10 protein-coding genes are annotated in these 13,249 nt (G+C 61.1%); all 10 read left to right on the top strand.

The annotated features are described in order from the left end of the window. Window positions 1–694: 694 nt before the first annotated feature. Entirely contained in the window at window positions 695–907 is a 213-nt protein-coding gene (locus AArcSt11_RS00165) for a hypothetical protein (RefSeq protein ID WP_250593601.1), read from the top strand. Window positions 908–1,829: 922 nt separating this feature from the next. Then, window positions 1,830–2,720, top strand: coding sequence for a hypothetical protein (locus AArcSt11_RS00160; RefSeq protein ID WP_250593600.1), 891 nt, complete (start codon window positions 1,830–1,832; stop codon window positions 2,718–2,720). Further along, on the top strand, window positions 2,717–3,388 hold the full coding sequence (locus AArcSt11_RS00155; RefSeq protein ID WP_250593599.1) for a CIS tube protein: 672 nt from the start codon (window positions 2,717–2,719) through the stop codon (window positions 3,386–3,388). Before AArcSt11_RS00160 ends, AArcSt11_RS00155 begins: the two co-directional genes overlap by 4 nt. Window positions 3,389–3,510: 122 nt before the next feature. Then, window positions 3,511–4,533 (top strand): phage late control D family protein, encoded by a 1,023-nt coding sequence (locus AArcSt11_RS00150; protein WP_250593598.1) that lies wholly within the window; start codon window positions 3,511–3,513, stop codon window positions 4,531–4,533. Further along, window positions 4,530–5,261 (top strand): phage baseplate assembly protein V, encoded by a 732-nt coding sequence (locus AArcSt11_RS00145; protein ID WP_250593597.1) that lies wholly within the window; start codon window positions 4,530–4,532, stop codon window positions 5,259–5,261. The genes AArcSt11_RS00150 and AArcSt11_RS00145 overlap by 4 nt, the downstream gene beginning before the upstream one ends. Window positions 5,262–5,317: 56 nt before the next feature. After that, complete coding sequence (locus AArcSt11_RS00140; RefSeq protein WP_250593596.1) at window positions 5,318–5,608, top strand: PAAR domain-containing protein; 291 nt, start codon at window positions 5,318–5,320, stop codon at window positions 5,606–5,608. A gap of 6 nt (window positions 5,609–5,614) precedes the next feature. Next, window positions 5,615–6,013: a GPW/gp25 family protein gene (locus AArcSt11_RS00135; protein ID WP_250593595.1), complete on the top strand. Its 399-nt coding sequence runs from the start codon at window positions 5,615–5,617 to the stop codon at window positions 6,011–6,013. Between the two features lie 15 nt (window positions 6,014–6,028). After that, window positions 6,029–9,154, top strand: a complete 3,126-nt coding sequence (locus AArcSt11_RS00130) for a putative baseplate assembly protein (protein WP_250593594.1) — start codon at window positions 6,029–6,031, stop codon at window positions 9,152–9,154. A 3-nt stretch (window positions 9,155–9,157) separates the two neighbouring features. Further along, window positions 9,158–11,089 carry a putative baseplate assembly protein gene (locus tag AArcSt11_RS00125; protein WP_250593593.1) on the top strand — a complete coding sequence of 644 codons (1,932 nt, stop codon included), beginning with the start codon at window positions 9,158–9,160 and terminating at the stop codon, window positions 11,087–11,089. A gap of 6 nt (window positions 11,090–11,095) precedes the next feature. Further along, entirely contained in the window at window positions 11,096–13,249 is a 2,154-nt protein-coding gene (gene cis12, locus AArcSt11_RS00120) for a CIS12 family contractile injection system protein (protein ID WP_250593592.1), read from the top strand.

Genomic DNA, 13,249 nt, shown 5'->3' with positions numbered 1-13,249 from the left:
ATGACGTCCCAGTTCTCCGGTTCGGGCCGAGAAGTTCTTTGTCCGATCCGAACACGGCGGGCCGATCCTCACATCCCGTTCAGTCGTGGTCGAGTAGTGGGTGCGACACTGCGTCGGCCGTGACCAGTCCCCAGCGAGACCTCGGAACCGTTGGTTCAGCGGAAACGTGGACTGAACGTACAATGGGTCGTGATCCTGATCGTTCCGGACCTGTCGTAGAGTCTGGTCGTTCTTTCCTCAGTGTTGAGTCTGACCGTTCCGGATCTGTCGTAGAGTCTGACCGTTCCGGACCTGGCGTAGAGTCTGGTCGTTCTTCCCCCAGTGTCGAGTCCGAGCGTCGTGTGACAAAGCGTGAGGCGGGCGTCGGCAGTTTCGACCAGCAGGGACCAATGGCGTCGACTGTGGCAGGCACCAAAACCGATCGATCGCCGAACAGTATTTACACTACCGACCAGCGGGAGAAGACTGGAGCTGCCGTAGCGGGCCTCACCAACCGATCCCGTGATACTGGGTCAGTTGCACCGACTGGTTTCTCCGAAGGCGGATCGAATGGGCAAACGGCCAGACGATCCGGACAGTCGGAACGACAGCTACAATCGGGGCGAAGGCGGCAACCCGACGACCGGCTAGAGAAATTTGGGCGACACCAGCGATCCGAAAACCAACTCACGAGTGTGTCGAACGAATCGAATCGATGGAATGGCATCCTGGACCCGGTCGGCTGGCAGGACAGTACGGTCGTGACGACTCCCCGGCACGTGATGGCAGGGAACTCCGCAGACGGCATGCCGTCCGGCGAGGATCGGCCGGTGTCGTCGAGTTCGATTACTGGCACGAAGACCGGTACGGATGCCAATTCGATGGCGACAGGGTTGTCGCGATCGGCCTGGTCACCGCAGCACGGTAGGGACGACGTAGTGTCGGATCGTTTAGTCGCATCGGCAGGCGACGCAGTCGCCGCCCGGAATCGCATGCACGTGGGCGACGCCACTAAGCAGATCGTCAGCGACAGTGGTGTTGAGAAGGTCGCCAGCGACAGTGGTGTCGCCTCGAGGACGGTCGATACGGACACACGCAGGCCAGCCGCCATCAATTCGAACAGTGCCGAGGGGCGTCGCTCGGTTTTGAACTCGACCCGAGATGAGCCAGGCAATCAGGTGGTTTCTACAAATACCCGTGAGCGGAATTTATCGTTGTCTCGAGCGGAACCGTCGCTTGTCACTGCTGGAAATCGGTGGCGGCAGTCTCGGCGGGATTCCGGCACGACTGTCACCGATCGAGGCGAAGATGCCGGTTCCGCTTCAGTAAGTGGAGCGGCTGCGGACTCTCGGCCAGCGAATGAGGCGGCCGTTGCTTCTCGAGCAGCGAAGAAGACGACGACTGGCTCTCTGCCAGCGAGGGAGACGGCTTCGACGGCTGGTGAGGGTTCGACACGACTTGACCTCGGTCGGAATCGACCGAATTCATCCACTGATAACGTTTCCCCCGATGCCGAGTCCATGACGGGGTCGACAGGCACCGCAGCTACAATCGGGGCGACAGGCATTGCAGCTTCGATGGGGACGGCAGGCACTGCAGCTACGACGAGACTGGCAGAGGCACCGATGAACGGGCGTACACCTCGAACATCGGCTCGGCCGACGGAACGTCATCACAGCCAGCGTGTCCGTGACATCGCTGTAGCCCGAGAGTCGGGTCAAGCGGGAACGACTCGTCTCCCTGTCACACAACAGGCTGATGAATTGAGGGGGGATCCAACCCAGAACGACGATGTCGGCGATGTCGGAAGACACTCTGCCGAATCGCGGCCGGGTCGTGGGCGGGGATCCATGGCTCCGGCACGCGCCACAACGGGATCCGACGACGGCCAAGAGGAGGCGGATACGGCGAAACCGCAGCCTGCAAGCGGCTCGGCCCCCCACAGTCGGGGAGCGGATCCTTCGACCACGACGAGACCGAGCGCGCCCGGCGGGAATATCGACCAGACGGTGCAGTCCCGGACACAACATCCCGACACGGCGTCGGATACTGCATTCGATCAATCCGGGCCTGACGACGGGCCGACGGTTGCGAACGGGGCTGGATTGACGGAGCAAACCGCATCCACTACGAAATCAGAAATAGTTAGATATAATATAAACGAGAATGAGGGGAAAAATACAAGTGACGCCCCCGATCGCTCGCCACCGATGGTCTACCGAACGCCGACGTCCGTCGCCCCGGAGGCACAGCAAGATCGAGCCACGGAACGACGCTCGAGGGGAACCGGTCAGAATGATCACGGCACGAGCCAATCGATATCGACCGACGCCCTCTCAGGAACGGATCGACGGATGGAGCGGGAGTCCGACGAACCGGCCCCCTTGCCGTCAGAACCGGCGGCTCGCCGGGAACGGCGGTTGCACCAGGCGGGCTCGGGCGGAGAACGGTCACCGGGCGTGACCGGACGCTCGCAGACGGACCGTTCGTCCGGCGACCGCCCACGATCACCGTCGACGGACGACGGGCGTCCCTCGCTTGACACTCCAGGGCCGGCCGGTGATGGGCCAACCACCCAGTCTGAGAGCACCCGACAACGGACGGTCAGGGGCCCTCAGGACGTTACAATTCCAATCGACGGGCTCCAGTACGAGGCGGACGTGGATCGCGTGGTCGAACGGCTGTATCGGAAACTCGAACGAAAACGGCGCATCGAGCGTGAACGGAGAGGACAACGATGACAACAAGCGGCAAACTGGAAAAAGCCCAGATATCTATCCTGAACGGCAAGGCGCAGGGTGAAACGATCGAGTGTAAGTTCAACCCGAACTCGTATACACTCGAGAAGAGCGTTAACTACGGCGAACTGAAGGCGACCGGATCGGGTGCGTCGATCATGCAGTTCGTCGATGGCAACGCGGAGACGCTGTCGATGGAGCTGTTTTTCGATACGACGGACAAGTTAGGCGATGATAACGCTTCCACGGACGAACTCGATGTCCGGGAGCAGTACACCAAATACATCGATCTGTTGCTCTCGGTCGACGGTGAGCTCCACGCTCCACCGGTCTGTCGCTTCGTCTGGGGGGACGGGATCGATTTCACCGCTCTGGTTGAGCGAGCGAACAAGCAGTTCACCAAGTTCCTCCCGAGCGGGGTGCCGATCCGTGCTCGCGTCTCCATCGTTTTCAAGGAGTTCAAAACGGCCGATTATCACAAATCGGAGGTGTCACCCGAGTCGACTGACAAAACCAAGGTCTGGACGGTGAACGAGGGTGATACGCTCTGGCTGATCGCCGACGAGGAGTACAGCGAAGCGTCTCACTGGCGAACGATCGCCGAGCAAAACGACATCGAAAATCCACGGGCAATCGAGCCGGGTGACCGACTCGAACTCCCGCCACTGTAACAATGGTTCGCAAGCAAGTCACGTTTGGAAGACCGACCGCCCTCCGCCAACGCGCAGTCGAATCGGTGATCGTACGTACCACTGAATCACGGACTGCGTGGGGCAAGTAACGGAGGTTCGTCATGAGTCAAATTAATAATCATCCCCGATACTCGCCGCGATTTACGGTTTCCGTCGGGGGAGAGACCTTCCAAGAACCCGGCGGTCGGATCGCAGATCTGGTGGTCGTGACATCCTACGAGGGTGCCGACCGATTTTCGTTCACGTTGAACTATCCGTTCGACGAGGAGCTTGACGAGTTCGCCGGCCTCTCGTGGGACGACTTCGAGACCGGCACGGACGTAGATATTTCGATGGGATACGGCTCCGATGGTGACCTCACCGAACTGGTGACCGGCAAGATACACTCGATCACCGGCGAGTTCACGGTCGATCGGGGACCGTCGGTCCAGATCTCCGGCTACGGGCTGCTCCGGGAGATGATGCAGGGGACGCAGTCGGACTCCTGGAGCGAGACGACCATCGGCGAAACCGTCGAGGACGTGCTCGGGAAGTACCCGTTCGCGTCAGTCGAGATCGACGGCGCCGACATCAAACGCGAGAAACTGATCCAGAACGCCTGCAGTGACTATCGCTTCGTCGACAACCTCGCGAGTACGTACGGGTTTGAGTTCTACGCCGAGCGCGACACCGTCAAATTCGTCCCGCGTTCCTCGGCAGTCACCGAAACTCCAGTCACGGAGCTTTGGTACGGCGAGGAACTTCATGACTTCTTTGGCGAAGTGATTCAGCAACGCGAAACCCACGAGGTCGAGGTTAGATCCTGGGAGATCGATACAAAGGAGGCGATCATTGCAACTGCGGGCGGTTCGGATGCGAAACATAAGGAGGTGTTCAGAGTGCCAGCACTATCACGAGAGGAGGCCGAACAGATCGCACAAACGAAGCTGAACCATTACTCGGAGGCCATCGTAGAGGGCCACGGCGAGGCCGACGGAATGCCAGAGATACGCGCCGGCCAGACGATCGAACTGGCGGAACTCGGTGAGATGTTTTCGGGACGGTACCACGTCACCAAAGCGGTCCACCGGATGGGTGATATGGGCTATCGGACCTCGTTCGAGGCAACGGAGGTGCCAGGATGAGTCGACCTGGTGTGTTCGATGGTGAGACGACTGACGGCGGTATGCAGGGAGTCGTCGTCGGAATCGTCACTGATAACGAGGACCCGAAGGACCTCGGCCGGGTGAAACTGCAGTTCCCTTGGCGGGACGCCGACGACGAAAGTTACTGGGCCAGGTTAGCGGTTCCCATGGCTGGCGATGAGTATGGAACCTACTTCCTGCCCGAGGTTGACGACGAAGTGTTGGTCGCCTTCGAAAACGGCGACATCCACAAACCGTACGTCGTTGGCGCCCTGTGGAATGGGACCCAGCGACCACCACATACCAACGGCGGCCAGAACCAGGACCGTGAAGTCCGTTCACGAAGCGGACATCGGTTGGCGTTCGACGACAGCGAAGAAGGCACTATTACGATAGAGACCAGTGCTGGTCACGAAATCCACATCGACGATAGCAACGATCGGATTGTCGTCCGTGACGACAGCGACAAGAACGCGATTCGCCTCGACGGATCCAAGGATCGCATTTCGATCGAGGCGGCGAACGAAATCGATCTGTCGGCAAAGACGATCCGACTGGACGCCGACAAAGACGTCACGGTCGACGCCGGAACCAGCGTCGACGTGTCGAGTCGCAATGCGATCGACCTCAGTGCCACAGGGCAACTCGACCTCGGATCGAACGGCGTTATGCGACTGAACGCAACTGGGCCGTTGTCGATCAAAGGGGCGATCATCCGACTTAACTAATCGTAACAAAACCAGTTGGTTAAAGTATATGGGGCAATAAGTGAAAGGAAATACTCATGAAACCCGCTGCGCGACTCGGCGACCAGACCGCACACGGAACACCGCTTACGGGGACGTGTAGTCCGAACGTGCTCATCGGTGGACGACCGGCCTGGCGATCGGTCGTAGACATCCACAGCTGTCCACTGACCACGGGTGTCGTTCCACACGTCGGGGGACCTGTTTTAAAAGGAAGCACGGGCGTGTTGATCAACAATATGCCGGCAGTTCGCCTCGGCGATACGATCGTCGAGAGCGGACCGCCGAATACCATCGTCGGTGGCTGTCCGTCGGTGTTGATCGGATAAGTACGTATGACAAACGAATTCCTCGGAACCGGCTGGTCGTATCCGGTCACGACGGAGGATAGAGGTAACATCGAGGTTTCAGAGACTGAAACGGATATCGAGGAGTCGATCCGGATCATCCTCGGAACGGCCAAAGGCGAGCGGGTAATGCGCCCTGAGTTTGGCTGTGACATCTATGATCATGTCTACTCGACGGCCTCGCCGGTAACACTGAATCTGATCGAAAGCAGCGTTGAGGAATCGTTAGTTCGTTGGGAGCCACGGATAGATGTCGAGGAGGTCACCGCACGCAGAGACGAAGAGGAGCCAAATCGGATCCTGATCGAAATCGAATACTACGTGCGCACCACGAACAGTCTCGCAAATATGGTGTATCCGTTTCATATCACCGAGGGCGATGGGTAAGATCGTAGAGGAAAAATGAGTGACCGTGCTCCAGCGATAGACGGGACCGACCGCGAGTATGTTTTCGAGCAGCTGCTGGAACGTGCTGACCGGTACCTCAACGAGTGGGATCCCGACAATGAGGACGTTGGACACACCCTGATTCGAATCTTTTCGACATTCGAACACGACGTACGCCAGCGCCTGAACGATCTACCGCGAAAGCACCGTCTGGCGTTTCTCGACGCATTGGGGTTCGATCGACACCCCCCGCAGGCAGCGCGGACGCCGTTGTGCCTGGAACTATCCGGTGAACTGGGTCGGAACGTCCGTATTCCCGGCGGAACAGCAGCCGTTGCAGACGGTCCGGACTCGGGCACAATCCAGTTCGAACTGCCCCAAGACTGTGGCTTCGAGGCGACACCGGCGGATCTCGAGGCCGTGGTAGCGGTCGATCCGGCGCGCGACGCGATTATCAGTCACGAATCGCTCGTCGACGGAGAGCCAATTGCACTCTTCGATGGGTCGAACCGGCAACATCACCGTCTCTACGTGGGTCACGAGAGCGCCTTGCACCTGGATGATGGATCAACGTTCAGCATTCACATCCAGACGGCCGCCGACTCCGAACGGATATTCGAGGACGCGATCTGGGAGTATTACGGCGACGACGGGTCGGGTTCGGATGGCTGGTATCGGCTCCGCTCCCCCGGAGAGACGTCCGACGCCGACGATGACCTCGGAGTCGAGGCCTTGCGCGAACGCTTCGACTCCCACGTCTCGGCCGACGAGTCGCAGGCTGGCGTGGTAACTCGCACGTTCGAGGTACCGGGTCCAGTCGTGCCGACCACAGTCGACGACACCGAATGCAGGTGGCTCCGTTGTCGAGTGCCGGACGGCGATCCGGTCCCGTCGATCGAGATCGACGAGGTCGCGCTTAAAATCGTCCGAACAGGGGATGACGAGGCGTGTGAACCGGACATACTGCTATCGAACGACATCCCGATCGATCCCGACGCCCCGACGATCAGGCCGTTCGGGCGACTCCCGCAGCCGCCAGTCACGTTTTTTATCGGGTGCACCGAGGCGTTGACGAAGCCGGGCGCGACCGTGACGATCACGTTCGAAGGATCGGCGGCGGGATCGGGTGATGACGACGCGACCACGTCGGCGGCTTCAGCATCAAACGAGGCGGCACCAGTATCGATGGGCGTCCTCGATGGTCCGCCGGTGGTCTCCTGGGAGTACTGGAACGGCGAGGGATGGACGCGACTGGGTGACTGTCGAGACGGGACCGACGGTTTCCAGCGACAGGGACAGGTTGCATTCGAGGTCCCCAATGACATCGAATCGACGACGGTTTCCGGTCACGAGAGCGTGTGGGTACGGGCCAGACTCGTGGACGGGAACTACGGACGACCCCAGTTCGACCCATCAGCCGAAAACGAATCGGAACAGGTCGTCGGTGGCCCATCGGCACCGGTGTACGATGACCTCAGCATCGAGTACGAACTCGGTGCGCAGCCACCTGAGCGAATCTGTATCGAGAATAACGGTTCCGTCAGCACGGTTCGCACGACCCCCACCAAGCCTCTCGTCCCGTTCACGGAGTTGCCGGAATCGGTCCAGACGCTCTACGTGGGGTTCGACGATCCTCTCGAGAACGGACCGCTCTCGCTGTTTTTCGCGACCGATGACCATATTTATCCCCGGTCGTTCGACCCCGGTGTTCAGTGGGAGTACTGTACGAACCCGTCGGCGTTCGAGTGGGAGAAGCTGGATTTCGACGACGGAACCGACGGGCTGACCGAGCGTGGCACGGTCGAGTTCACCGTGCCGACGCCAACGGAGCCGTTCGAAATGTTCGGCCGGAAACAGCATTGGATACGTGCGCGCGTGACCTCGGATCAGTTCGTGGTCGAGGACTCTCCCACGTTGACGGACGAACCGGTCGATGACAGGACCGACGATGCCGGGCGATCCTGTGGTCTACCGACGCTCGAGGGTATCTTCATGAACACGGCCTGGGCGTACAACACCGTCACAGTCACCGACGAGGTCCTCGGATCGAGCGACTGCTCACACGAGCAGTCGTTCGTCTGTTCACAGGCACCGATCATCGATCTGGCCCTGTGGGTCGACGAGTTCGAGACGTTGTCGGCGGGCGAGCGGCGCAGACTGTGCGAGCGACGACCGGAGCGGGTCAACGAGGAGTACGATTCGCGTGGCGAACTCGAGGGGTTCTGGGTCCAGTGGGACGCAGTTGAAGATTTCCTCGATTCCGGACCACAGGATCGCCACTTCGTCGTCGATCGAACGCTCGGTACCATCCAGTTCGGTGGTGGCGATAATGGTCGGATTCCGCCGCGCGGCGTGGACAACGTCAAGGTCACCTACACCACCGGCGGCGGTAACGACGGCAACGTCGACGCGGGTACCGTCACCGATCTCAAAAGCTCGATTTCGATGGTGGAGTCGGTGACGAATCCACTCCCTGCGGAAGGCGGTGCAGATGTCGAGTCGACCGAAACGCTCGTTGAACGGACGAGCACGCGGTTGAAACACCGCAACCGTGCTGTCACAGCGAACGACTACGAAGCGCTGGCAAAGGCTTCGTTTCCGGAACTCGCTCGAGTTTCGTGTCGCTCGTCCCACGACGCTGCGCCTCGTGTGACCGTACTGATCGTCCCGGACAGCAAGCGCGAGAAACCCGTCCCCCAACGCGAACTGAAACACCGCGTTCGGGAGACGCTCGGCCAGCATGCACCGGCGAGATTCGTCGTCGACGATGACGCTTTTCTTATCGTTAGCGGCCCAGGATACGCGGAACTGTCGGTCGATGTCACGGTTCGTGCCGCTAGCGTGCGAAGCATCTCGGCGCTCAAAAACCGCATCGAAACGACGCTCGATGAATACCTCCATCCGCTTGCGGGCAATCACGCTGATGGCTGGCCGTTCGGTGTGCTTCCGGATACGGCGTCGCTCACCGCCGTTATCGACGACCTAAAGATGGTCGGTGCGATCCCTCGACTCGACGCCACCGTTGAAATCGGCGAGACCGAACACGTCGTGACCGAGTCGGGGGCCCAAACGAGGCTCCCCGAGGATACGCTGGTCTGTAGTGGACGCCACGAGATCACCGTCATCACGGAGGGAGAGTGATCGATGGGTATCGACGTTCCCGACCTCGACGATCGAACGTACGACGATTTGCTCGAACGGGCAAAAAAGCTCATCCCCGCCTATTCGGACACCTGGACTGACTTCAACCCGCACGATCCGGGGATCACGATCCTCGAGCTCCTGGCGTGGCTCACCGAGACACACGTCTATCAGCTCGATCAGATAACTGACGATCATCGTCACAAATATCTCCAGTTGTTGGGAGACCGACTTGGTCTGTCCCAGCCAGCGACGGCGACCGTCCAGTTCCAGGCGCCGGAAGTGGCTGCTGGCACCAGGTTATCGGCAGGCACTCGGCTGGCGGTCACGGACGAGACGGCGACGCGACATCTGTTCGAGACCGACGAGGATGCCGTGTTGACGGACGCAGCCGTCGAGCGTGTGTTCACGCTCACTGAAGACGAATTGACCGATCATACCGAAGCGAACCAGTCGGTCTCGTCGTTTTATCGCCCCTTCGGCCGCGAGGCCGATGCAGGTGCGATGCTCTATCTCGGGTTCGATACGAACCCCTTTGCGGGCGGCGATGCGATGACACTGGCGCTCGGGTATCACAACGACAATCTGCCGGCACCGAATCCGTCCGAAAACGGCGTCCCGCCGTTCGAACCGGCGGTCGACCTCGATTGGGCCTACAGGTTGCCGGGGGACGACTGGCGGCCCCTCAAGATGCGAGTCGACGGGACCAGATCGTTCTCCCGGAGTGGTGTCGTCGAACTCGTCCACTCGAGCGATGGCGAGGCGTCATCGGTGGGCAGCGAGCCGGCGGCGATATCAGGCGACCTGCCTTGGATCCGCTGTCGGGTCCGAACGGATGGCTGGGAGATCCCTCCACAGCTCGACGGAATCTGGCCAAACGCCGTCCCGGCCACAAACTCGATCGACGTAACCGACGAACGCTTGCGCCGGGTCGACACCGCAAAGGAGCGTGGGGAGTCACCGGTACTCAGTGGTCAGCGGTTCGCTTTCGAACATCGACCGGTGCGTTCGGCGACGGTCGAGGTCGACGGCGTCGAGTATACCGAAGTGCCAAACTTCGACGCCTCGGGACCGGACCACCGACACTACGTCCTCGACCGAGAGGCCAGCGAGGTGGTCTTCGGCGATGGTAGTCAGGGCCGGATTCCGGCGTCGAACGCGACCGTCACCGCGTCTTATGTCGCCGGCGGCGGTGCCGAAGCGAACGTTTCCGCGGATGCTGTCTGGCAACTCGCCGACGACCGGCAGCTGATTTCGGGGACCGGGTCCTCCGTGTCAGTACCGGTTCGGCCGCTGGGGCCTGCGTCCGGAGGCAGTGACGCCGAAACCGTCGAGGAAGCGTTTCGCCGACTTCGCCGGGAGTTGCGGGAACCAGCCCGTGCAGTCACCGAATCGGACTATCGACGGCTTGCCGTCACCACGCCGGGATTGCGAATCGGGCGGACAGGCGTCTGGATCGATCAATCGCCCTCTCTCGTCGTCGTGGTCCCGCACGCGCCGAAAGACGTGACTGCCCCGATGCCGAGTGAGCCATTTCTGGATACGATCCGCACGCGATTACGCGATCGGCTGCTCATCACCGACCGCGTCCGGGTTCGGGAACCCCGGTACGTCAGGATCGAACTCCACGTTCGGGGTGCCGTGAGGCCACAGTACGCCGCGAGTGGCTACGAGGTCGCCATCGAGGATGCGGTGACGTCACATCTCCACCCCTTGTACGGCAACGATGGGACCGGTTGGCCGTTCGGACGACCACTGTCGAAGGCGGAGCTAACCGACGTGATCGAGCGCGTCGACGCCGTCGATCACGTCGAGACGATCTCGATTACTGCTCACGGCGGCGCCACGACGGACGGCGGTACGGTTCGTATCGACGAAACGGCGCTATTTACGGTCGAGGAGTGCAGTGTATCGATGGAGCGAGCACGGAGGTAACCACTGATGACGTTTTCTACCATCACAACGACGAGTACGCGCGATTGGCGCAAGTGGGGGCTGTACAATGCGGTGGTTAGCGATGGCGGCGTCTCCATCGCGCGGACGACGAACGTTTCAACGCGCACGATCGCAACCGGCGTCCGTGATGTCGCGGTCGATCCGAACTGCGGGATCGCGGTCGTCACCGAGACGGGTCGTGGCATCGTGTACGATGAGGAAGGGACGGCCCAGCGGACCTTCATCCCGACAGGAAGCGACGTGGCGCCGGACGCCGTGGACGCAACGAGTGGAGCGCTCACGGTAGCCGAACCGGCGACGGGATCGGTCCACCGGATCCACCCGGAGGCCCGTCGAACGATCGACCCGATCGAGACGGGACTGGGGTCGGTTTCGCGCATCGCGACGACGAGAGATGGATCAGTGGCGATCGTCGACGATCAGCTATGGCGATTCGGAGTCTCGGGTCCGACGCCCGTGTCCGCGACGGAGCCGATCGACGTTGCGAGCGATGGCGAACGAGTGATTGTCCTGGAGCACCTCCGCGATGGCCCGCAAATTCGAGCGCTGTCGCCCGCCGATGGACGGCCACTCGACTCGATCACGGAGCCTCCCATCCGATTTGAAGACCAGCGCGTCGAACCGACTGCCGTTGCCGCGGTCGACGGCCGGATCTTTCTGGGGGCCACGCTGCCGGACGAGCGATACGGCCTCCTCGAATACAACGACGAGTCCGGATCATTCGGGATGTTCACCACGGTCGACGGGCCGGTCCGTGCAGTAGCAGCCGGCACGAACCGGCAGGGACATGCGACCATCGCGGCCGTCACGGGCCCAGACGACGAGTGCGTTCTCGCGATCGAACGCGACGAGGTCAGCCGCCACCCGCGGACGAATGATCATCGGGCGACAGCACTGTATCGATACGATTCCGGTGCCGACGGTCTCGAGTGGCATCGCGTGGCGGTTGATATCGCCCGGTCGTCGGTCGACACGACAGTCAGGATTCGGTATCAAGTGGCCGATACGCCGACGTTGTTCCCGATCACGACCGAAACGAATGAGGACAACGGGTCGTCCGGTGAAGACGATGCATCGAACCAGGAATTCGTCTGGGTGGAGGAGACGTCGGACGAAGTAGCCGCGACGCTTTCCCCGTCGGTCCGAGTAGGACTCGTCGACGCCGGGATCGAGAGCCTCTCCGAGCTGGTGATGGCCGATACTTGCTCAATCGCTGACGAGACGTCGCTGTTGCACTCGCAGGTGTCAGCCGCCCGCGACGCCGCGATCGACGCCATCGAAACGGAAATCGAGACAAACTGGAAAGAGACACGACTCGACGATGCCGACGCACTGCTGGAGGACGCTACCGGGCGATATCTGTTCGTCGCGCTCGAACTCGTCGGCACGCCAGACGCGTCTCCGCACGTTGAATCCCTGACCGCGTTCTGCCCGCGGACGTCCTACCTGCGGCACCTACCGGAGCTGTACCAACAAGACGAAACGTCGGCCGTGTTCCTCGAACGGTTCCTCTCAGTCTTCGAAACGTCGTTCACCGACATCGACCGAGAGCTCGAGACGTTTACGCAGTATCTCGATCCGGCAGGCACGCCGACCGAGGCGCTCGACTGGCTCGAATCCTGGATCGCCGCCGACGAGTACCGTGACTGGCCGGCGCCCGCCAGACGGGAGTATCTCGACCGTGCCCCTGAACTCTACCGTCGACGGGGGACGCGTCGAGGACTCCGGGAAATGATCGAACTCTACCTAAGTCACACCGCCACCCCCGAATCTCCCGACGTGGACGCCAATGCAACCATCGAGAGCGGCCATCGGCTGTTCTTCCTTGAACCAGGCGATCTTGATGGGCTCTCCGATGGGTCGTCTCTCGAGAGCTATCGGTCGCTGCTGTCGACCTCTCACTCGTTCGTCGTGTTCTGTGGCCCGTTCGACGAGCAGCATCACGAGCAGGCGGTCGAACGCATCGTCGAGACGGAGACGCCGGCCCACGTTGACGCGTCGCTGCTTTCCCTTGAGGACGACCTCGTTCTCGGACCGACGAGTTTTCTGGGACGAAATACGACGCTGGGGACCGAATCGTTCGCTCTCGGCGAAACGCAGCTCGGTGGCGAGACGTACCTCACCGCCGGAGACGACTGA

It is taken from the genome of Natranaeroarchaeum aerophilus, from assembly GCF_023638055.1.
Classification (GTDB): Archaea; Halobacteriota; Halobacteria; order Halobacteriales; family Natronoarchaeaceae; genus Natranaeroarchaeum; species Natranaeroarchaeum aerophilum.
This window is presented reverse-complemented; position numbering and strand designations above follow the sequence as displayed.